Raw genomic sequence first — 20,831 nt, forward strand, 5'->3', positions numbered from 1 at the left:
CGTTCGATGGACAGTCGCTGACGGTCGAGCGGTCGTTCCGCGGGAAGGGCCGTGACCGGCACTGTCGACGGTATGACAGCCATTGAGGTCATCGGCCTCCGCAAGGCCTATCAGGGACACGAGGTGGTGTGCGGCATCGATCTCACGGTCGCCCGGGGCGAGGCCTTCGCGCTGCTCGGCCCCAACGGAGCGGGCAAGACCACCACCGTCGAGATACTTGAGGGACACCGCCGCCGCGACGCCGGCGATGTCCGTGTTCTCGGCGAGGACCCGGGCACCGCAGGACGGGCGTGGCGGGCGGGGATCGGGATCGTCCTGCAGAACGCCGACGACGCGGCCGACCTCACCGTCCGCGAACTGGTACGGCACATCGCCGGGCTGTATTCCGACCCGCGGCCGGCCGACGAGGTGATCGAGCTGGTCGGTCTGACCCAGAAGCGCGACAGCAGGATCCGTACGCTCTCCGGCGGGCAGCGTCGCCGCGTCGATGTGGCGCTCGGCATCGTGGGACGCCCGGATCTGCTCTTCCTCGACGAGCCGACGACCGGCTTCGACCCGCAGGCGCGCCGGCAGGTCTGGGAGTTGATGCGCTCGCTCGTCACAGAGGGCACCACGATCCTGCTCACCACCCACAATCTTGAGGAGGCCGAGGCCCTGGCCGACCGGCTCGCGGTGCTCGCGGGCGGTCGCATCGTCGCCGAGGGCACTCCCGCCACGCTCGGCGGTCGCGGCACGGTCGGCACCGCCACGGTGAGCTGGCGGGAGAACGACGGGCGACGCGTGGAGAAGGTGACCGATCCGACCGATCTGGTCCGCCGGCTGGTCGCCGGGGACGCTGACCTGCGCAGCCTCACGGTCACCCGTCCGACCCTCGAAGACGTCTACCTGACCCTGATCGGAGCGGGGGAATGACCGCCGTCCTGCTGTCGGCCGCCCTTCCATCCACCCTGGCAAGCGGCCTGAACCGAGGGCGCGTCGAGCTGCTCATGTTTCTGCGTGACCGCACCGCCGTGGTGTTCACCTTCGGGTTTCCGGCCATGATTCTGTTGCTGTTCGGGACCATCTTCGACGGCGGCGACGACCGGAGCGGCGTCAGCGCGAGTCAGGTCTATTCCGCCAGCATGATCGCGTACGGCGCGTTGTCGACCGCGTTCGTGACGATGGGCTCGGGGCTGGCGATGGACCGCGAGGACGGCACGCTCAAGCGCCTGCGCGGCACGCCGCTTCCGGCGGCCGCGTATCTGATCGGCAAGCTGGTGCTGGTGCTCGTGCTCAGCATCGCCGAGGTGGTCGTGTTGGTCGGCGTAGGTGCGCTCGTCTTCGGCATACCGCTGCCCGACACGTCGCACTGGCTCACGTTCGGCTGGCTCTTCCTGCTGTCGACCGCGTCGTGCGGGCTGCTCGGCGTGGCGGTCAGCGCGATGGTCACGCACGCGCGCACGGCGGGGACGATCCTCAACGTGCCGGTGGTCGCGCTGCAATTCATCTCCGGCGTCTTCATCCACCCCATCACGCAGTTGCCGCACTGGCTGATCGTGGTGGCCTCGTTCTTTCCCGTGAAATGGATGAGTCAAGGCTTCCGCTACGTCTTTCTGCCCGACAGCATGAGGGCACTGGAGGCCAACGGCCGGTGGGAGCTCGGCCGCACGGCGTTGGTGCTCGGCGCCTGGACTGTGATCGGATTGGTGCTATGCCTGGTGACCTTCCGGTGGAACCAGAAAGATCGCTGAGGCAGGGTGAGGCGCACGCCGGTTACCTGTTCTGGTGGGACGCCTACTTCGGACTGGTCGCGGCGGCGGTGGCCGCCGCGACCGTGGTGATCGACGGTCACCTGCTGTGGCGCCGCTGGCTGGCAGTGGGCGCCATCGCCGCCATGGCGATGCTGCACGTGACGGTCGGTCGGCGGCAGATCCGGCGCAACGCGGATGACGGCGCGGCCCTGGCAGTCCTGCTGACGTACCTCACGTTCTACGTCGTCGCGGTGGCGGCCGCACCCTTCGCGACCTGGCTGTTGTTCGCGGTCATCCCGCTCATCTTCCAGCTCACGGACGTGCGCGCGGGGATCGTGCTGGCGATCCTCGCGAACCTGGTCACCCCGGCGGTCAACCTCGTCGAGGAGCCTGCCCGACGCCGTACGCCGTCGAGCCGCCTACTTCAGCCAGGAAACCGGCGTGACCGCCACCGTCCGGGTGATCGGGGCGCCCCGGGAGCTGCCCACACCGGTCGAGGTGGTCCTGCTGCGGGCCGCTCAGGAGGCGCTGACCAACGTACGCCGGCACGCGCACGCCACCGAGGTGCAGGTGGTGCTGGCGTACGACGACCGGGGCGTACGCCTGGTCGTGCGGGATGACGGACGCGGGTTCGCGTCCGACGGCCTCGATGGGTTCGGGCTCGCCGGCATGCGCTCGCGCGCCGAGCAGGTGCACGGCATTCTCACCGTCCACGGCGGACCGGGGGGCGGCACGATCGTCGAGCTGGAGGTGCCCGCGTGATCCGCATCGTGCTCGTCGACGATCACCCGGTCGTACGGATGGGCTTGCGCGGCATGCTCGACGCCGAGGAGGACCTGACGGTGGTCGGCGAGGCGTCGTCGGGGCCGGAGGGCGTGCGGCTCACCGCTGAGCAGCACCCGGACATCGTGCTCATGGACCTGCGCATGCCGGGCGGGGACGGAGTCGAGGCGACCGGGCGGATCCGCACCCGCGTTCCGGGCGTCCGCGTGGTGGTGCTCACGACGTACGAAGCGGATCGGGACATCCTGCGGGCGATCGAGGCCGGCGCCAGCGGCTATCTCCTCAAGGACGCCACACCGGCGGAGCTGGCGGAGGCGGTCCGGGCCGCGGCCCGGGGCGAGACGGTGCTCGCGCCGAGCGTCGCCGCCACGCTCGTGCGACAGGTGCGGCACCCCGCGCCGCCGGCCCTCTCGGCCCGCGAGGCCGAGGTTCTGCGCCTGGTCGCGCGAGGGCTCACGAACGCCGACATCGGGCGGGAGCTCTACCTCAGCGAGGCCACCGTGAAGACCTACCTACTACGCGTCTTCGGCAAGCTGGACGTCGCCGACCGCACGGCCGCCGTCACCACGGCGCTGCACCATGGCCTGATCTGACCCCACGGGTACGCCTCAGCAACGCGAAGCGGTGTCCGCTGGTCCTCCCAGTGGAACTCGAACATGCCGGCCTCGATGCGCAAGGGGCCACCCGCAATAGGCGATCTGCCGGATCTCCGAGACATGTTCGGGACTGTTCGGAACGGAAACACCGGCCTCGTCGCCTTGAGGTCGATATCGAAAGAGGGCTAGCTTCAGCCTTTATCGATGCGTGGTGTGGGACGCGAAATGACATTTCGCGCCACCGGGTGCCGCTTTTGGTCACGACGAAGTGTGTCGATACAAGACCTGGCGACCAATATGGTCGATCGGTCTGCTGCGACTGGCAGGCCGACGCCCGACGACACGCCATGACAAAGACCTAGGCAAGGGAGGATTTACATGCTCGGCAAAGGACGCTGGTCTGGCCGCGGTCACCGTCTGGGGTTGGCCTCCCTGCTCGTGACGGTGTTGGTGATGGTGTCGTCCGGGCAACCGGTCTATGCCGCCAACCTCGGCAGCGAGCCGACCCTGCCCTACGCGCAGCCGAACAACGCCAGCCTGCCCAGAGCGGGATGCGACACGACCGCCACCGACCCGACGAATCCGCCGGCCAGCAGCCCGGCGGCGGTGCAGGTGATCTATGCGTGGAACAACTCCACCGGGAACCAGTACGCGACGAACGTCGAGCACGCCGCCCGCGTCGTGGATCGCGTTGACTGGCTGCTCGACCAGGCCAGCAACTACGACCAGCACGTGAAGGTGAGCTGCCGGTCGACCACCACCAGCACGTACAACCAGTACGCGCAGGCGCTGGTGACGCCGGTGAAGATCGACACCACGAACACCGACTTCTGGTCGATCGCGAACGAGCTTTCGGCCAAGGGGTACGACGACAGCAACCGCTGGTATGTGGTCCTGACGGAGTTCCCCGCGCCGTCCGCGTCGGCGCACTGGTGTCCGAGCAGTGGCGGTAGCGGCTGCGTCTCCATCGTTGAGGCATGGGACAGTGGGGTCGTCGGGCACGAGATGGCGCACCTGCTCGGTGCCGGTCACGCCTACATGAGCGAGCACGTGTGGCAGGACTCCAACGGAAACTGGCAGGCCGAGCAGTACTGCCCCGACATCATGATGTGCGCTGGCGACTGGTGGGCCTTCGACCTGGGCTACCGCCAGAACTACGACCCGAGCGAGACCAGCGCGCGGTTCTATGTGGACAACTATCCGTCGACGACGACGAACAACGCAGCGGTTCACCCGCTGCTCACCTCGCCGGTGTGCTGCGACGTCGGTGCCAACAATGACCTGCTGACCGCGCAGGAACGGACCATCGAGGCGCAGGCGCCGGGCACCTCGAACCCCACCGGGTTCACCACCTCCGGATCGGGGGCAGCCATCTCGGTGACACCGCAGGGCTCGTATGCCGGCATTTCCGCCCGCTACTTCGACAACCGTCGCTCGTTGCAGTTCGTCAGCTCGCCGCAGTCAGCCGAGAAGTCGGTCATCGTGAGCCGTAGGCCGTCGGTGACGGCCGGGCACAACTACAAGTTCTTCGTCCGGCTACGCGCCGACTCCGGGACGGCCGCGCTGCGGATGCGGTGGTACAACTCGGCGGGCACGCTACTGTCCACGTCGCCCGGCAACTCGTTCGGCCTGACGTCGAACTGGTGGGAGTGGTCCCACGAGGCGGTCGCGCCGGCGAACGCGGCCAGCGTGCAGATCTCCGTGGTGGCACCGGCCGGTGGTTCGCAACCGTCGACCCTGACCATGCACGTGGACACACTGCAGCTGACCGACTGTAGTGCCAACCAGAACTCGCTGTGCCGGCCCACCACCTGATCCCACCTGGGTGATCCGGCCCTTCCCCACGTCGCCCGAGCGCGACGTGGGGAAAAGGCGAGTCAGCTTCTTCGTACCGTGGCGCCGGCTCGAATCGCCCGCGGCATCTCGGCGACATCGTCGACACGACCCACCAGCATGCTAAATTCGTCGCCCACACGGGTGAGTTCAACTCGACCCGGTAGGTGATGCCGCTCGATATGCGTGGTCGGCTGCTCGGCTGGTCGAGACCGGGGAGCTCTGCCGGGCGAGGGTGGCCGTGCTGTCGTAGCGGTGAGCGTTGGCCAGGGCGACGGCGGCGTACCGGCGAGGTTCGCCGCGATGGGCGGCCGGACGCGACTGTGGGACAATGCCGGCAACGGATGAGACTGGTGAGCGGATGTCGTCGACAGCTGAATCGCAAGATTTTCTCGGGCCACAGGCTCCTCTTGTGCCAAAGGGTTTCCGTGGCGTCACGAGGAACCTGGGCCTCAAAGACGTCGGTGACGATTTTACGGTCATCGTGTCCGAGGTCCCCGCGACATCGGCGGCGGTGTTCACGCGCTCGCGGTTCGCCGGACCCAGCGTCGAGCTCAGTCGGCAGTCCGCGGCGGCCGGGAGCTTCCGGGGCATGGTGGTGCTCTCCCGCAATGCCAACGTCGCGACCGGGAAGGTCGGCGCCGAGAACGCCGCCGAGATTCAGCTCAGGGTCGCCGAGGCCGCCGGGATCCCCGCCGGCGAGCTCTTGATCGGCTCGACCGGAGTGATCGGGCGGCCCTATCCGATGACGCAGATCCGGCGAGGGCTCGACGAGTTGTCGTGGCCGCTCCCCGCCGCCGACTTCGACGCCAGCGCGCGCGCGATCATGACGACGGACACGCGCCACAAGGTGGTCCGGCTGCGCTGTGGTGACGCCGTGATCGTCGGCATCGCCAAAGGCGTCGGCATGATCGAGCCGAACATGGCGACGCTGCTGACGTTCTTCTTCACCGATGCGCAGGTCGGCAGGGAGGACCTCGACGCGATCTTCCGCCGGGTGGTCGACCGCACATTCAATGCGCTCAGCATCGACACCGACACCTCGACCAGTGACACCGCCGCAGTCTTCGCGAACGGGGTTGCCGGCCCGACCGACCTCGGAGAGTTCGAGCAGACGCTGCACCGGGCGGCCCTGCACCTGGTCAGAGACATTGCCTCCGACGGCGAGGGCGCGAGTAAGCTCATCGAGGTCCGGGTGAGTGGTGCCCGCGACGACGCGCAGGCGAAGCTGGTCGGCAAGAGCGTCGTGAACTCGCCGCTGGTCAAGACCGCCGTACACGGCGCCGATCCGAACTGGGGCCGGGTCGCTATGGCGATCGGCAAGCTGGAGGACGAGACTGACATCGACCCCGACCGGGTGGCGATCCGTTTCGGCGATCTGCTGATGTTCCCCGAAAGCTCCGCCGACGACCTCTTGGACCGGGCCGCGGAGTACATGCGCGGCAAGGAAGTCGTGATTGACATCGACCTCGGGATCGCCGCCGGCTCGTTCACCGTCTACGGCTGCGATCTCACCGACGGCTACATCCGCATCAACGCCGACTACACGACCTGATCAGGCCAGGGATCCTGGCCGCCAACATCTCGGCGACGTCCCCGCCCTGCCGGGCGAGCAGTGAGTTCGCGAGCCCACAGCTGCCGGAACGCATCGGTCAGCGGTGGCGCACGTTCGACGTCCGCCCCTTGCGCAGGGCGGGCTTGTCCACCTTTCCGACGGCGGTATGGGGGATGGTGGCGGCGAGCACGATTTCCGCACGCACACCCAGGTCCTCGAGCACGGCACGGATCGCTGCGCGTACGCGCTCGTCCTCGACCCCGGCCACGGGGGTCGCCACCACGAGCGCCCCACGCTCGGTCTCCCCGGGCAGCGGTGCCAGTACGGCCGCCTCGGTGATCGGGCACGCGGCCGTCAGCGCGGCCTCGACGCCCGGGCTGAACACCGGACCGGCCGAGCCGCCGAGCAGGTCGGCGACACGGCCGAGGATTCGGTACTCGCCGTCGAACTCGGCGACATCCCCCGTGTGGTACCAGCCGTCACGGAACGTGGCGGAGGTCGCCCCCGGGTCACCGAAGTAACCGACGCTCGTGTACGTCGAGCGGGCCAGCACCTCACCGATCGAAGGCCAAGCCTCGTCGAGGGGAGCGAGCCTGATCTCCACACCGGTGACCGGGGTCATGCCGCGGGTGTCCTGCACGACATCGTCCATGTTCCCCAGCATGATGCCGAACTCGGTCGAGCCGTAGATGCGTCGAATGTGAATACCGAGCACCGCGGCCGCGTCGGCGACGACCTGGCCGCTCAGGTACGCACCGCCGCAGAGCGGCATCCGCAACGCGGAAAGGTCGACGGACCGGCCGCGTGCGGCCTGCGTCAGCAACTCGTAGTGCCTCGGCAGCGCGCTGCACACGGTGGCGCCGGTCTCCTCCAGCCACCGCAGCAACTGGTCGGGCGCGGCAGACGGATCGGCCAGCACCAGGAGGGCCCCCGAGAGCAGCGCCGGGAACAGATGAACGTCGCAGCCGTGTGCGACGTCCAGGGTGTGGCGGTTGAACAGCACGTCCGCGGCGGTCGTCGCGGTGTAGGCGATCCACTGTCGCCGGTCGTGGAGCAGGTCATCCTGACGCCAGGTCACGAGCCGGGGCTTCCCCGTGGAGCCGGACGTCTCCAGCAGCCGGAACGCGCCCTCGTACGCCTTGAACGGCCGCGCGCCGACCAGCTCGGAGCCGGTCGCCAGCTCTGCGGTCGTCACCTGCTCGACGACGACGTCCGGCAGCGGCTCCGCGCCGACGACGAGTGCCGGCTTCGTCTGCTCGACCAGCCAGGCGATGTGCTCCGGCGCCGCCGACCTGCTGATCGGCACGTGGATAGCACCGCTGCCCGCCAGGGCGAGCACCAGTGCCACGTAATCAGTTCCGTTGTCCAGCCAGGTCGCCACCACCTGGCCCTCGCCGATGCCCCGGGCCCGCAGCCAGCCGAGGGCACGGTCGACCCGCAGCGACAGCTCGCCGTAGGTCAGGCGCTCGCCGTCGGGCACCACCACCGCGAGGGCGTCGGCTCTGCGGGCCACCACGGAACGGAACTCGGTCAGTAGCATCGTCTCTCCTCACGCGGCCGTCGGCAGGGTGACCTGGCCGCGATAGAGCAGACGCACCCCGTCGGACCCGATCGCGGTGCGGCCGTGCAGCGTCCGCTGGTTGTCGATCACCAGCAGGTCACCGGTCTGCCAACGATGCTGATAGAGGTAGCGCGGCGAATGCAGGTGCGCCGACAGCTCCGCGAAGAATGCGGCAGAGTCGTCGGCACTCACGTCGGCGACGCGCACCTGCCAACCCTGCGGCACATCCGGCGGGAATCCGAGTGCCAGGTTCAGCGAGCGCACGCGGCCGTAGTCGCGGGTGGTCGGGATCTCGTACCAGTCGGCGGGTACCTGCGGGAAGTAGCCGCGTTCCTCGACGAGGTATTCGAGCCGGCCGTCGGCAAGAACCTTGCCGAGGTGCGGCGGGATCTCACGCCACGCGGTGAGCTGATCGCACACCGTGGTCTCACCGGAACCGGGCTCGTCGGCGAAGTCCTTGGCGTACAGGACGATCAGGTCGACCTGTTCGCCGACCAACAGTCCGTCGGTGTGCAGCGGGAGGGGGCCGCGGCCGGTGACCACCTTCCCTGCGTCCCTTGAGGCGTTGAGCATCAACAGATCGGCCTGGCCCTCGCCGAACTTGTGATCCACAGTTTGGCCGAGGTGGTGGACGAGCCGCTGGAAGGCATCCTCGGTGAAGTCCAGGCCGCGCGTCAGCGCGACCCCGCTGGTCAGCGCCGCCTCCCGGGACCGCCGGGCCATCTCCTCGACGGTCTCCCCGGGCGGCGACGTCAACACCGTGCCGAAACCTGATTCGGTCAGTGTGTTCTCGGTCATCGTCATCTCCTCGTTCATCGGATTGTGGCGAGCGCGCGTGCGTAGACCTCGTCGGCGTTCCAGTCGTCGAGGTGTCCTTGACCGGCCAGTGCCAGGAGGTCGGCGAAGCATGCTTGGTAGACGCGGGAAGGGTCGCTCTGCCCGGAGTCCGCAGCGAGCCGCCGCCGCACCCCCTCCTGCAGGTTCCCGCCGTGGTGTACGGCGATCTTGCGGCGCCACGCGATAGCGGGGGTGACATGGGCGGCCATCGCGGTCCGCAGATGGAACTTCTCCCGGCCGTCGTGGACCTTGCATGCGGGCGTGGTCTCCAGCGCGGTGCGCATCACCGGGAGTGTCCAGAACGGGTGGAACGTCTCGACGCCGTACGCCAGCGCCATCCGGTTGGCCAGCTCACCGCTGGTGCGGGTGCGCGCGACCGCCGCGATGCCCTGGTCGATCAGCTCGTCCGGGTGCTCGAACGGGGTGAAGAGCCCGGCATTGATGAGGTCGCTGCCGTACCCGGTGAGCAGCACGCGACCCGGTTCGACCACGCCGGACTGGTAGAACGCCGTGGCCGTGAGCGCGACCTCGACCACCTCCGGCGTGGTCACGCCGAGCCAGCGGACGGCGGCGGGGACGGCACGGATGATGCTGTCCTCGTCGAGCAGCAGCGAATGCAACTTGAGGCCAGCGACCTCGCACAGCTCCGCGGCGTCGGAAAACTCGTCTCCCCAGGGCGTTCCGACACTGTACGGCCGCACGTCGAGGTTCCGCGCCGCGGCCAGGTAGGTCACGGTGCCCGAGTCGATCCCGCCGGAGAGCAGTGACGCGTACGTGGCCTCGGGGCGGACGGCGGCGATGCCGGCGATCACCGCATCCAGCTCGGCCAGTTGCGCCTGCCCGGCAGCCAGCGGATCGTCCCGAAACGGCCTGCGGAACTGCTCGAGGAAGTCCTCGGCCGGCGGGGCGGTGCTGGTCAGCCAGCCCGAAGCGGTCCGGGCGCGGCGTTGCCGGACCGAGTGGTCCAACCGTCGTATCCCGTCGACGAGCGTGGCTTCCGCATCGGTGCTCACCGGACCCGAGCGCACCCGGGCGGCGAGGCCCCACGCGGGCAGAATAGCCGCGGCGAGCAGCAGGTCGGTGAAGAAGGCGAAGCCATCGGTCGCGGGGTCCTCGGCGACGTAGATGGCGTCCTCGTTGAACACCGAGGTGAACGCGGTCACGGCGTCCTCGCCCACCTGCAGCACGGTGCGCTGCGCCGGTTGCGTGGGCAGCTCCCCGAGCGCGGGCGTCGCCGTCAGCGTACGGACGTCGACATCGAACGGCGCGGTCGTGGGCAGCCCTGCCACGAGGCCACGGTGGTAGACGAACAGATCACCGACCTCGACGCACGCGCCCATCGGCTCAAGTCCGGTCAGGCGCCGGTTGGCGACGACCACCCAACCGCCGCTCATGCCTGGCCCACGATCCGGCGCATTTCCCGCTGCGGCCGCCCCGAGGCGAATCCTGCCCGGTGTGATCTCTTCGCGTTGTCCCGCAGGACGTGCAAGCCTTGGATGTAGTCGTGGTTCATCTGCGGCTTCGTGTTGCGCACGGCCGCCGGGTTGTAATCGGCGAAAGCCGCCGCGCGGGCCAGCGCGGTCGGCAGCACGTCCGCTGCGGGCACCGCTTCGTGCAGTAGGCCGTCCCGCAGGGAGGACTCGGCGGACCATTCGTCACACGACAGGAGCATGTGCTGCATCACCGAACGCCCGGCCGAGCGTTCCAGCATGAACGCGCCGAAATTGCATGCGATACCCACCTTGAACTCGGGCATCCGCAGGATCGACGATTCCGCACCGACGCGGTAGTCACAGGTGAGCAGGAGTTGCAGGCCGATCCCGATGGCGTAACCCTCGACGGCAGCCACGGTGGGTTTGGTGACTTCGAGGCTGGCGACGTACAGCTCGGTGATGTTGTCGATCCACTCGTCCACCTCGTCACCGCCCGAGAAGTGGCTGACCTCGTGAAAATCGCCGCCCACGGCGAAGGAATTGCCCTCGCCGCCGTGCAGCACCACGGCGGCCACCGCGTCGTCGGCCTCGACCTCGCGGAGGATCCCGGTGAGTGCGCGCATCCGGCCGTTGCTCATCGCGTTCGAGTGATGCGAGCCCTCGAACGTAACCTGCGCGACGCCGTTCTTGGTCACCACGGTGAAGGTGTCGCGGGGCTGTGTGTGGACAGCGTTGTTCATCAAGCTGGTCCTCCATAGTTATCGGGGTGAAAGATGTGCATTTGGTGGGCCGTTCCAGTGCGTCCTGGGTCCTGCGGCACCTCTTTCGCCTCCTGTCGGGCACATCCGATCGGTGCCTTCTGCGCGCCCGCCACGCCGCCGCAGCTCCTCCTCCGTCAGGAGAAGCTTGAGGTCGGGGCCGGCCGGGTCGGTCGACCCGCTCGAGTGGCGAGGCCGGCGGAGACCCGCCCGGTGGCGACCTCCTCGACCGGTCCGGTCAGTCGGACCGCGCCGCCGGCGTCGACGGACACGGTCACGGCACCACCGCGCATCCGGACGTCGACCTCGTCGCCCACCAGACCGAGACGCCGCACCGCAGTTGCCGCGGCGCAGGCCCCGCTCCCGGACGCGAGCACCGGCCCGGCACCGCGTTCCCACACCACGACCTCCAGCGACCGCCGATCGCGCACCACCGCGAACTCCACATTGACCCGGGTGCGGAACGCAGAGTGCCGGCCGATCAGCGGCCCCAGCTCCCGCGCGGCCGCCTCATCGGCTGCCGGCAGGACGACGACCGCGTGCGGGTTTCCGTTGTGGACGCAGGTCACCCGAAGGGTCCGCCCCGCCACGGGCAGCGGGTGGTCGACGACCGGGCCGGAACCCCCGACCAGGCCGACGATGTCCGCGTCGAAGTCCGGACGACCCAGGTCGATCGACACCAGCCCTGCGAGCCGGTCCAGTACCCGGACGCTGGTGTGGCCGAACCCCGTGTCCAGCACGAACTCCGCGCCGCCGTCTCGGGACAGGTGCAGGGCGAGAATGCGCAACCCGTTCGCGCTCCGCTCGCACGGGCTCCCGTCCGGGTTGAACAACCGGACCGGCATGGGCTGCCCCGCGCCCGCGGGCGGTCCCCGGAAGACAATTCCGTCCGCGCCGACCCCGAAGTGCCGGTCGCACATCGCGACCGCCGTCGCCGGTGCGGCGGGCAGCCCGTCCTCCGGATCCACGACCAGGTAGTCGTTGCCCAACGCTTGGTACTTCGCGAAGCGCGGAAGGCCGGCCCCTCGGGGCGAGGTCACCTGCGGCTGCCGTCAGCCCACCGCGGGGCGGTCTCGGCGAGCCGCTCGTCAAGGTAGCGCGCGGACGAGTTGAGTCGCCACAGTGTCCCGCGGGCGATGCCAATGCGCATAGCCTCGGAGGTCGCCGCCGGCTTCACCACGTTATGGAACCACCCGGCTGCGTGCTGGGAGTCGACCGTGATGTGCAGTCTGTGGTAGGTGATCCCGACCTCTGGCAGCCCCAGCCGCTCCCATGCGCGCACGACGCACACGAACCGGTCCGGCACCAGCCACTCGGTCATCCCGAGGTAGCCGACCGCCTCGGCGTACCGGTACCGATAGCGCGACAACATCACTGCGAGGTTCCCGGACAGCAGCGCCGTGCCCGTGAGCCGGTCGGCGACCTCATCCTCCCGCACGTCGAAGACCTCGAAGATCCTTCGAAAGAGCGTGGTGTGCACCTCCTCCGGCCGGCCGTTGCCCATCTCGTCCCAGTAGTTCGCCGCGATCTCCATTTTGGCGGGACCGTCGGTACCGACCTGCATGAGGGCGAGCAGGTCGTCGAACCTCGCGTCGATGACCGACTCCTGGATCATGTACAGACGCAGGTCCTCGGAGTCTGCGTGGTTGCTGATGAAATCGGTGTAGTAGGGATGCTTGTACACCCGGTGCTGCTTGGCCAGCGCCTTCAACCAGGAGACGTAGGCGGCCGGTTCGCTCGGCATGCCGTCCAGTAGGCCGGCTTGGATGCGGGCGTCCTCCGCCGCGCCGGTGGCGGACTCCACCAGGCGGGCGATCTCGTGAATCACGACCGATCCCTCGGCGCTCGGTCTACCCGGAGCGATCCGCAACCCGAGATCGTAGATTCGGGCGAGGATCTGTTGCTGCTGCAGAAATGCGTCCGGGTCACCTGCGGTAGCGCGGTCGTTCAGCTCTCTCACCCGATCGAGAACCTGTTCTCGCAGCGCACCGTGCACCGCGCGGTCAAGTTGATCCGCCGATATAGACAGCCAATTGGAGATGTCGTCGACGACAGACGCTGCACCTTGAACGGAAGCTGTTTGTTGCACGGTTGTACCCCCATGGAAATGATGTGTCATCTGATGTCAGTCCCGCGCCGCGGAGGGTTGCCATTTTTCGACCTCGACGCGGTTGTCGTGGAACACTGCACCGCCGCCCATGTCGGCGTCCCGCTCGTTCACCGTCGCGTTGACGGTCGGGCCGCCGGTGAGCTTCATCCAATGGCCCTTCGTGGTCCCGACGACTCCGCTGCGGACGTGCTCGGAGGCGTACGCGGTGGAGACGAATGAACCGCGGTCGTTGAAGACGGCGACCGGTGTGCCGTCGTGGAGCCCACGGGCGGCCATGTCGTCCGGGTGCAGCTCGACCCGGGGCGGACCAGCCCGGCGCCGTAGTTCCGGCTTGTTGGCGAAGACCGAGTTGAGGAAGAAGTGCGAGGCGCCGGCGATCAGCGAGAGCGGGTACCGCGCGGCCAGTTCCGGGTCGGTCGACTCGCGTGGCGGGGTGTATCCCGCCACTGCCTCGAACCCGGCTTCCAGGGCTCGCTCGGACCGGAATTCCAGCTTGCCGGACGGTGTCGGGAAGCCGTCGGCGAACGGCACGAATTCGGCCGGATAACTCAGTCTCGCCCACCCGTCTCGGCGCAGGGACTCAACATCGATACCGGCCAGCGATGGATGGTCCGTGGCCAGCAACTGAGCCGCCATCTCTTCGTCCGAATCGTAGAGTCTCGGCTCGGACAACCCCATGTGCCGGGCGATTCGGCGGAAGATCTCCGTGGTGGAGAGGCAATCACCCGGAGGGGCCGTCGCCGGCTCGTTCCACGCGATGTACATGTGGCCGTAGCCGTCGAGAACATCGAGGTGCTCGGTCTGCATGGTCGCGGGCAGCACGATGTCGGCGTAGTCGGCGGTGTCGGTCTGGAAGTGGTCGACGACGACCGTGAACAGGTCTTCGCGGGCGAGCGCCTGGCGAACGCGTTGCTGATCCGGGTTGCTGACCACCGGGTTGGCCCCGTACACGAACAGCGCCTTGACCGGCGGGGTCAGGTCGAGGAGGTTCTGGCCGAGGCGGGTCATGGAGAGCCGTCGCACCGGCGCCGCACGCAGGTCGCTGCACAGGAGTGCCTGCCGGTTGCCGCCGAAGTACCCGTCGGTCGAGTAGGTGAGGCCACCGCCCAGCCTGCCCCAGTCACCGGTGACGCCCGGCAGGCAGGCGAGCAGGCGAACGGCCGCGCCGCCGCCCGCGTGGCGCTGCATCCCGCTGCCGGCGCGGATGCCGGTGGGCCTCGTGGCGGCGATCCGTTCCCCCAGATGCTCGATCTGCGCGCGGGAGACGCCGGTCAACTCCGCGACCCGTTCCGGAGGGAACTGCTCGATGCGGGCGCGGAACTCGGGCCACCCCACTGTGTGGTCGGCCAGGTAGGCATGGTCCGCCCCGCCGGCGGCGACCACCACGTTGAGCAAGCCCAGCGCGAGGGCTGCGTCGGTACCGGGCCGCGGCGCCAGGTGCTCGTCGGCCTGCTGAGCGGTCCTTGTGGCCACTGGGTCGATCGCGACGACGTGCGCGCCCTGCTCGCGTGCCTTGTTGATGAACCGCCACTGGTGATGGCTTGTGGTGAGAGTGTTGACGCCCCACAGCAAGATCAACCGCGAGTGGGCCAGCGACTCCGGATCGATGCCCCGGTGGGTCCCGGTGGCAAGGTCCGCGCCGACCAGCCCCGCCACCGAGCAGATCGTCATGTCGTGCTCGGAGGCGCCGAGCACGTTCCACAGCCGTGCGCCGGCCTGGCCCTGGAGCCCCTGGAGGAACCCCAGGTTGCCCGTTCCCTGATACGGCCAGATCGACTCGCCGCCGTACTGGCGACGAACCCGGTCGAACTGTTCGGCGATCTCGTCGAACGCCGCGTCGAGGCTGATCCTCGTGAACCTGCCGGTGCCCTTCGGGCCGGTGCGACGCAGCGCATGACGGAGGCGGTCGGGCGACGCCGCGTGGTCGAGGTACTGGTTGACCTTCACGCAGAGAGTGCCGTGGGTGAAGGGGTGCTCGGGGCGACCGCGCAACGTGACGGCCGCACCGTCGCGGACGCCCACTATCCAGCTGCAGGCATCCGGGCAGTCCAACGGGCATCCGCCCGCGACCTCACGGTCGACCACAGTGACACGTCTACCCGATGCCTTCATTGCGCCGAGGGTTTGCTGTTGAGCACCGCCTGGTCGTGCTCCTCGCCGTACCAACGCTCCGACCAGCGCGAGAACGCGGCGATGACGATGTCGCGGTGCCCCTCCTCGCCGGAGGCATCAGGGTGCAAGTCTGTGACGTCGTGTGCGACGGCGCGGTCATCGAGCAGCGCAGCATGACCAGGCTGGACGGTGCCACGCCAGAACGGCTCGGAGGAGTCGAGGCCCTTCCACAGCCGCATCTCACCCCCGGTCACGTTGTGCCTGTTGAAGACCAGAATCGCGACGTACTCATGCCCGTCCTTATGGACGCCCTCCGGGGTGACCAGCCCTGGTTTCGCTTCCGTGGCGCGGCTGCGGTTCTGGTGAACGTTCACCTGCCAGCTCTCGGAGCGGTCCAGTGGCAGGTTGGCGGCGACCGCGTGCAGGTAGGGGAGGAAGTCGGCCTGCAATGGCTCGTACTCGCGCATGATGCCGCCCGCGACCGTGTTGTATTCGCGGGACTGGCCGTAGGGGCGGTGCGGAAGCAGCTCGAACGACCAGGCGTCGGAGATGTAGTCAATCTTGTACTGCGAGAAGCGCTTGTAGCGCGTCTTGTTTCCCATGTAGACGTCGAGCGGGACATTGTCGTAGCTGTTCAACACCTCCTGCGAGACCGGAGGCAGATCGATGATGGCATACCCGTCGATGAGTCTTGACATTCGAGTCTTCCGTTCTGTTGGGCAGTCGTGGCCGAGCCGTCGCCGAGCTATTTCTCTGTGGCCTGGGTATTTATATTGATCGGTGTGAATACTATCCAGTGGTTCTCCTGAGCGTCAAGCCCGTCCGTGCAAGACTTTGCTCACCGAAAATTGCAACGGAAAATGGGCACCCCGAAACCCTCGATGCCGCCAGCATCGAGGACCGCCACCGACTCGATCAGAAGTACCTGGTCAACTCTCCCCGGCGTCGGATGTCGAGAGAGCAGCAATGCAGTCCGCCCCCGAGGGAACGGCCGTGCCGGAACCGCACGGGCACCGGCTCCACGCCTGCCTGCTCCAGCTGAAGCATGAGAGAGACCTGGTTGGACGGGACAAGCACGCGATCCGGGCCCAGCGCGAGGAGGTTCATCCCGACCCAGCGAGAAGCTCGTGGCCAGTCGAAGGCGAAACCGTCATCCTCGATATCGGTGACCCACAGCGTCTTCCAGCTCCGCAGCGGGCTCGGAATCATTTCGGGCGTCATTTTAACTGCATTGGCCAACAGTAGGCCCGGCCGAAGTATGTGCAGTGTCGTGTCGACGTGATCAGCGCAGATGGACATCTCGTGGATCGTGAAATCCGGCCCCAGGATTCGCTGAAGCCAACTCGCACCTCGCCGGTTACCGGTGCTGCTGACGTTGAAGAAAATATCGTACCCGCATCTCAGGAGGTTTGCGGCATCGAACAAGGGTTCCTCGTCGGCAACTACCGAAGCATTCGACTCGTAGATGTACGTGGAGTCCGGCAGCCTCGGCTTGGGCGCCGACAGCCATCGGGCTCCGGAATCGAAATACCCGCGCAGCAGGTCGCGGTACGGGAAGACCTCAAAGTACCGGGACCTCATCGGCATCGGGACCTCGATCAGCATGTCACCGATGACCGACAGGCAGTCTCGCGGCATGAGCGCATGCATCGCGACGGACGCCCAGTCCGGCGACGCATAATGCTGTCCCGGCACCAGGGGTTCGGGGCGTCGAACGGCGACACCGTGCGACTCGAGTACCGCGGTGAGATCGTGAAAGTCCTCCTCCGCTTCGTCGATGACTCGATCCAGCAACGCGCTGGGGATCTTCTCGCGTTCCGCCTCGACCGGTTGTTCGAAGAAGTGGCGCAGGGAGGGGTCCACGGGCGGGGGAGTGAAGCCGACGGCGGTGCCCAGCACGACCTCCTCCAGCGGGTCCCAGTCGTTACTGCTCCACACGGCGTTAACGGTCATCGGCAATCCCCTCGATCAGGTGGCAGGTAGCCGGGCACATCCACGCCGCTGGGGTCGCGCGCAGCACGATCAAAGCTGCCGGGCCGCGCAGGTGCGTTACCGGCCTTGTCCGTCTGACGTCGGTGATCGTCGAGTAGGCACGTCCGGTTCTCTCGCGGCGCACGGCAGACTGATGTGAGCGTCGACGTCGATGGCGTGCCGTGCCCGTCGCTGTGGATCGCGACGAGACGGCGGGCCAGACGCGGCGTCCGTCGGCTGTCACCGGCGTCAGAATCCCGGTGGCCGTGTCAGTTCGGGAGGCCCGCGTCTTGGGCGAAGACCGCTTCAACTCACGCGGACACGGTCGCCGAACCGGACCGGGCCCGCACAGATGACCCTCGCGTACACCCCGAAGTTTGTCTGTCTCTGTTCGGCCAGCACCCGCAGGACGTCCTTGTCGCGGGGCACGCCCGGCTGCGGCAGCGTGACCGTCACGCACCGCTCGGTCTGCTCGGTGATCTCGAGTCTCGTGGTCTCCCCGATGGACACCTCGCGGCCGATCCAGTCGTCCTCGAATCTTGGCCCCCACTCCCCGTCGATGACGATATTGGGCCGGAAACGGGCCACCGGGACCACGGTTCCTTCCGGCACCTCGGCCGCCAGCGCGGTGAGGGAGGAGCGTGAGATCAGGTGGACCGCGCCGATGTCGAAGTGAGGTGTGCCCGATTCCCGAGCGGCCCGCACCGGCTCACCGGCCAACGCCGTGAGCGCCGCGTCGAGGTCGGGGTCGCCGGCAGCCAGCACGGCGCCGTTCGGCGTGTGAACCTCGACGCGACCGTGGCGTGTGCGCGCCGCGTAGGCGAGCAGGCCGTCGAGGCGACGGACGTGCTTCCAGGTCTTGCAGCTGCCCACCCGCCCGTCCGGGAAGGTGGCGGCCCACTCGCGGTCGCCGGAAACTCCGCGGCTGTCCAGCCGTACGTCATCGACCGTCTCGCCCTGCATGGACTTGAACGGATATCGGTAGAGTGCTTCGACTGTCGCCTCGACAGCGGACACGAGAGACTCCTTCGCGCGAGGCCCGGACGGTTGGCTGGGCCGGTCATCGGTCGAACAGCACCAGGCTGGCCAGAGCGATGAGGACGGCGCTCGACAGGTAGTTGAGCGCACGCCCGACCCGGGGACGTCTGGCGATCTTGGAGGCCAGGGTGCCTCCGGTGACCCCGACGGTGACATCGATGGGCAGGGCGGTCAGCGGAACGATCAAGCAGAACCCGATCAGGACCAGCAGGCCCGGATCGTCGAGACTGACGATGATTTGCGGGACCAGGGCGAGAAAGAAGGTGACCGTCTTCGGATTCGTGCCCTCCACCAGGAACCCCTGCAGGTAGCTGCGCAAGCCGGACACCCTGGCCGGTCTCTCGGTTCTTACCGTGAACGGCTGGTCACGGAGCCCCGAGATGCCCAGATAGAGCAGGTACGCCGCACCGGCGATCCGCAGCATCGTGAAGGCCAGCTCGGACGAGGCGATCAGGGCGGAGGCGCCGATCGCCGTCAGGAGCGCCCACATCGCACTCCCGCTAGCCAGCCCGAAGGCCGCGAACACTCCGGCGATCCGTCCGTTGACGACGCTGCGCGACATCACGTAGAGGATCGACGGCCCGGGGCTCAGGTTCAGCAGGAACGCACTGAGAGCGAACGAGGCAAGGATGGTGAGCGTCAACCGGCTGGCCCTTTCTGCTGAGCTCAGGAAAAGCGTCGCCAACGCGACGGAGTCACAGGTACGTCTCGAGTCCGCCGCGCCGGCGTACGTCCAGCGAACAGCAGTGCAGTCCGCCGCCGAAGGTGCGACCGTGCCGGAAGCTGGTGGGGACCGCGGTGATCCCGGCGTTCTCCAGCTGCTTGATCACCCGGGTCTGGTTGGCCGGCACCACGACCGTGTCGGGGCCGAGGGCCAGAATGTTCATGCCGACCCAGACTGAGGCGCGCGGCCAGTCGAAGGCATAGCCGTCGTCCTCTGGTGTGTCCACCCAGATGGTCTTCCAGGACTGCAGGGGGGCGGGAATCCGATCCGCGGTGAGGCGTTCCGAGTTGGCCAGCAGCAGCCCCGGCCGCAGGATGTGCAACGTCGTTCCGACGTGATCACTGCAGATGGAGATCTCGTGCACCCGGAAGTCCGAGCCCAGCTGCCGACGTAGCCAGGCCGCACCCCGCCGGTTGCCGGTGTTGCTCACGTTGAAGAAGATGTCGGTCCCGCACCGGAGCATGTTGGCGGCGTCGAACAACGGCTCGTGCTCCGCCACGACCGAGGCACCAGGTTCGTACACGTAGGTCTCGTCGGGCAGCAGGGGCTTCGGTGCCGAGAACCAGGAGGCGCCCGCATCGGAGTACTCCCGGAGCAGGCCCCGGAACGGGGCGGTCTCGAAGTAGCGGGCACGCATCGGCATCGGCGCCTCGATGATGCGGTCGCCGATCACCAGCAGGCAGTCCCGCGGCATCAGCGCGTGCATGGCGACGGAATCCCACTCCGGAGTGGCGTAGCTCCGGCCCACGGTGCTCGCGTCCGGACGGCGCACCCGTACGCCGGCACTCGTCAGCGTCTCGGTGAGCTGGGCGAAGTCCTCCTCGGTCTCGTCCACCACGCGTTGCAGCGTGCTGGCGTCGATCCGCTCGTCCCCGGCGTCCGCCGGGGGCTCGAAGAAGTGCTTCAGCGAAACGTCCACCGGAGGCGGGGTGAGGCCGGCCGCGGAGCCGAGAATGACCTCCTCCAGCGGATCCCAGTCGTTGACACTCCAGACGGGTTGCGTCATCACTGCTCCTTGGTTCGGCTCGGGCGGAAACTGAGGCCGAATGGCTGGTCCGTGGGCATGAGCTCGATGAGGCTCACGTTGACTCGCTGAGGCTGGGAGATGCACCACTCCACCGCCTCGGCGATGTCCTGCGGGGTGAGCGGGTCGGTGCCGTCGTACAGGGCGTCTGCTCGCTCCTGATCCCCGTCGAACCGGGTCACCGCGAACTCCGTACGGGCCATGCCGGGGGCGATGCAGCTGACGCGGATGCCGCGACCCTCCAGGTCGGTTCGCATGTTGAGACTGAGCTGGTGGACGAATGCCTTGGTGCCGCCGTAGACGTTCCCGCCGAGGTAGGGGTACACCGCGGCGATGGAGCCGATGTTCACCACGTGGCCGCGGCCGGCGGCCAGCATGAGGGGCAGGGCCGCGCGGACGCAGTGCAGGAGTCCCAGCACATTCGTGTCGACCATCTCGCGCCAGTGGCGCAGATCGGCGTCCTGGATCGGGCCGAAGCCCTTCGAGAGACCGGCGTTGTTGACGAGGATGCCCACATCGGAGAACGGTGCGGGTAGGTCGCCGAGAGCCTGGGCGACGGCGTCTCCGTCCCGTACGTCGACGGTCAGCGGATGCACCAGGTCGTGGCCGAGGCGGTCGGCGAGCTCGGTGAGTCGTTCGGTGCGACGGGCCAGCGCCACGACCGGCCGCCCGGTCTTCACCAGTCGCTCGACGGTGGCCCGGCCGAATCCCGACGAGGCGCCGGTCACTATCGCAGAAGGCAGGTTTGTCACTGTTCTGTACCCTT

The 20,831-nt window shown here is 68.0% G+C and carries 20 protein-coding genes; 6 read left to right on the forward strand and 14 right to left on the reverse strand.

Annotated features, from left to right (window positions below):
- Positions 1 to 72 precede the first annotated feature (72 nt).
- Complete coding sequence (locus AB0I89_RS12955) at positions 73 to 912, forward strand: ABC transporter ATP-binding protein (RefSeq protein WP_357124808.1); 840 nt, start codon at positions 73 to 75, stop codon at positions 910 to 912.
- Complete coding sequence (locus tag AB0I89_RS12960) at positions 909 to 1,730, forward strand: ABC transporter permease (protein ID WP_357124811.1); 822 nt, start codon at positions 909 to 911, stop codon at positions 1,728 to 1,730. Before AB0I89_RS12955 ends, AB0I89_RS12960 begins: the two co-directional genes overlap by 4 nt.
- 238 nt (positions 1,731 to 1,968) lie before the next feature.
- On the opposite strand, the gene AB0I89_RS12965 is transcribed toward AB0I89_RS12960, so the two are convergent.
- Positions 1,969 to 2,094: a hypothetical protein gene (locus tag AB0I89_RS12965; RefSeq protein ID WP_357124814.1), complete on the reverse strand. Its 126-nt coding sequence runs from the start codon at positions 2,092 to 2,094 to the stop codon at positions 1,969 to 1,971.
- Between the two features lie 77 nt (positions 2,095 to 2,171).
- Between AB0I89_RS12965 and AB0I89_RS12970 the strand changes: the two genes are divergently transcribed.
- From AB0I89_RS12970 to argJ, 4 genes are all read left to right on the forward strand, one after another.
- Positions 2,172 to 2,492 carry an ATP-binding protein gene (locus tag AB0I89_RS12970; RefSeq protein WP_357124817.1) on the forward strand — a complete coding sequence of 107 codons (321 nt, stop codon included), beginning with the start codon at positions 2,172 to 2,174 and terminating at the stop codon, positions 2,490 to 2,492.
- Entirely contained in the window at positions 2,489 to 3,106 is a 618-nt protein-coding gene (locus AB0I89_RS12975; protein ID WP_357124820.1) for a response regulator transcription factor, read from the forward strand. Before AB0I89_RS12970 ends, AB0I89_RS12975 begins: the two co-directional genes overlap by 4 nt.
- A 426-nt stretch (positions 3,107 to 3,532) precedes the next feature.
- Positions 3,533 to 4,924 (forward strand): hypothetical protein, encoded by a 1,392-nt coding sequence (locus tag AB0I89_RS12980; protein ID WP_357124823.1) that lies wholly within the window; start codon positions 3,533 to 3,535, stop codon positions 4,922 to 4,924.
- Positions 4,925 to 5,354: 430 nt separating this feature from the next.
- Complete coding sequence (gene argJ / locus AB0I89_RS12985; protein ID WP_357124826.1) at positions 5,355 to 6,497, forward strand: bifunctional glutamate N-acetyltransferase/amino-acid acetyltransferase ArgJ; 1,143 nt, start codon at positions 5,355 to 5,357, stop codon at positions 6,495 to 6,497.
- Positions 6,498 to 6,594: 97 nt separating this feature from the next.
- On the opposite strand, the gene AB0I89_RS12990 is transcribed toward argJ, so the two are convergent.
- From AB0I89_RS12990 to AB0I89_RS13050, 13 genes are all read right to left on the reverse strand, one after another.
- Complete coding sequence (locus AB0I89_RS12990; protein WP_357124829.1) at positions 6,595 to 8,037, reverse strand: class I adenylate-forming enzyme family protein; 1,443 nt, start codon at positions 8,035 to 8,037, stop codon at positions 6,595 to 6,597.
- A gap of 9 nt (positions 8,038 to 8,046) precedes the next feature.
- Positions 8,047 to 8,856 carry a TauD/TfdA family dioxygenase gene (locus AB0I89_RS12995; protein ID WP_357124832.1) on the reverse strand — a complete coding sequence of 270 codons (810 nt, stop codon included), beginning with the start codon at positions 8,854 to 8,856 and terminating at the stop codon, positions 8,047 to 8,049.
- 14 nt (positions 8,857 to 8,870) lie between these two features.
- A complete protein-coding gene (locus AB0I89_RS13000; protein WP_357124835.1) occupies positions 8,871 to 10,289 on the reverse strand; it encodes an asparagine synthase C-terminal domain-containing protein in 1,419 nt (472 codons plus the stop codon).
- Positions 10,286 to 11,068, reverse strand: coding sequence for an enoyl-CoA hydratase/isomerase family protein (locus tag AB0I89_RS13005; RefSeq protein WP_357124838.1), 783 nt, complete (start codon positions 11,066 to 11,068; stop codon positions 10,286 to 10,288). Before AB0I89_RS13005 ends, AB0I89_RS13000 begins: the two co-directional genes overlap by 4 nt.
- Before the next feature lie 155 nt (positions 11,069 to 11,223).
- On the reverse strand, positions 11,224 to 12,126 hold the full coding sequence (gene dapF / locus AB0I89_RS13010; protein ID WP_357124841.1) for a diaminopimelate epimerase: 903 nt from the start codon (positions 12,124 to 12,126) through the stop codon (positions 11,224 to 11,226).
- A complete protein-coding gene (locus tag AB0I89_RS13015; protein WP_357124844.1) occupies positions 12,123 to 13,175 on the reverse strand; it encodes an iron-containing redox enzyme family protein in 1,053 nt (350 codons plus the stop codon). The genes dapF and AB0I89_RS13015 overlap by 4 nt, the downstream gene beginning before the upstream one ends.
- Positions 13,176 to 13,211: 36 nt before the next feature.
- Positions 13,212 to 15,308, reverse strand: a complete 2,097-nt coding sequence (locus tag AB0I89_RS13020; protein WP_357124849.1) for a molybdopterin-dependent oxidoreductase — start codon at positions 15,306 to 15,308, stop codon at positions 13,212 to 13,214.
- Positions 15,305 to 16,006, reverse strand: a complete 702-nt coding sequence (locus AB0I89_RS13025) for a 2OG-Fe dioxygenase family protein (RefSeq protein WP_357124852.1) — start codon at positions 16,004 to 16,006, stop codon at positions 15,305 to 15,307. The genes AB0I89_RS13020 and AB0I89_RS13025 overlap by 4 nt, the downstream gene beginning before the upstream one ends.
- 217 nt (positions 16,007 to 16,223) lie before the next feature.
- A complete protein-coding gene (locus tag AB0I89_RS13030) occupies positions 16,224 to 17,261 on the reverse strand; it encodes a hypothetical protein (protein ID WP_357124855.1) in 1,038 nt (345 codons plus the stop codon).
- 324 nt (positions 17,262 to 17,585) lie between these two features.
- Positions 17,586 to 18,296, reverse strand: a complete 711-nt coding sequence (locus AB0I89_RS13035; RefSeq protein WP_357124858.1) for an MOSC domain-containing protein — start codon at positions 18,294 to 18,296, stop codon at positions 17,586 to 17,588.
- A gap of 43 nt (positions 18,297 to 18,339) precedes the next feature.
- The gene (locus AB0I89_RS13040; RefSeq protein ID WP_357124861.1) at positions 18,340 to 18,960 is read right to left on the reverse strand and encodes a LysE family translocator; all 621 of its coding nucleotides are present in this window, start codon (positions 18,958 to 18,960) and stop codon (positions 18,340 to 18,342) included.
- Between the two features lie 52 nt (positions 18,961 to 19,012).
- Positions 19,013 to 20,047 carry an amidinotransferase gene (locus AB0I89_RS13045; protein WP_357124864.1) on the reverse strand — a complete coding sequence of 345 codons (1,035 nt, stop codon included), beginning with the start codon at positions 20,045 to 20,047 and terminating at the stop codon, positions 19,013 to 19,015.
- On the reverse strand, positions 20,047 to 20,793 hold the full coding sequence (locus tag AB0I89_RS13050) for an SDR family NAD(P)-dependent oxidoreductase (protein WP_357124867.1): 747 nt from the start codon (positions 20,791 to 20,793) through the stop codon (positions 20,047 to 20,049). The genes AB0I89_RS13045 and AB0I89_RS13050 overlap by 1 nt, the downstream gene beginning before the upstream one ends.
- Between the last annotated feature and the right edge of the window lie 38 nt (positions 20,794 to 20,831).

Origin of the sequence: Micromonospora sp. NPDC049801, assembly GCF_040656575.1 — a bacterium.
Taxonomy (GTDB): Bacteria; Actinomycetota; Actinomycetes; order Mycobacteriales; family Micromonosporaceae; genus Micromonospora.

Excerpts from the sequence above, each read along its gene's own strand:
- AB0I89_RS12955 (WP_357124808.1), top strand. The coding sequence starts at position 73 with ATGACAGCCATTGAGGTCATCGGCCTCCGCAAGGCCTATCAGGGACAC.
- AB0I89_RS12960 (WP_357124811.1), top strand. The coding sequence starts at position 909 with ATGACCGCCGTCCTGCTGTCGGCCGCCCTTCCATCCACCCTGGCAAGC.
- AB0I89_RS12990 (WP_357124829.1), bottom strand. The coding sequence starts at position 8,037 with ATGCTACTGACCGAGTTCCGTTCCGTGGTGGCCCGCAGAGCCGACGCC.
- AB0I89_RS12995 (WP_357124832.1), bottom strand. The coding sequence starts at position 8,856 with ATGACCGAGAACACACTGACCGAATCAGGTTTCGGCACGGTGTTGACG.
- AB0I89_RS13000 (WP_357124835.1), bottom strand. The coding sequence starts at position 10,289 with ATGAGCGGCGGTTGGGTGGTCGTCGCCAACCGGCGCCTGACCGGACTT.
- AB0I89_RS13005 (WP_357124838.1), bottom strand. The coding sequence starts at position 11,068 with ATGAACAACGCTGTCCACACACAGCCCCGCGACACCTTCACCGTGGTG.
- AB0I89_RS13020 (WP_357124849.1), bottom strand. The coding sequence starts at position 15,308 with ATGAAGGCATCGGGTAGACGTGTCACTGTGGTCGACCGTGAGGTCGCG.
- AB0I89_RS13025 (WP_357124852.1), bottom strand. The coding sequence starts at position 16,006 with ATGTCAAGACTCATCGACGGGTATGCCATCATCGATCTGCCTCCGGTC.
- AB0I89_RS13030 (WP_357124855.1), bottom strand. The coding sequence starts at position 17,261 with ATGACCGTTAACGCCGTGTGGAGCAGTAACGACTGGGACCCGCTGGAG.
- AB0I89_RS13045 (WP_357124864.1), bottom strand. The coding sequence starts at position 20,047 with ATGACGCAACCCGTCTGGAGTGTCAACGACTGGGATCCGCTGGAGGAG.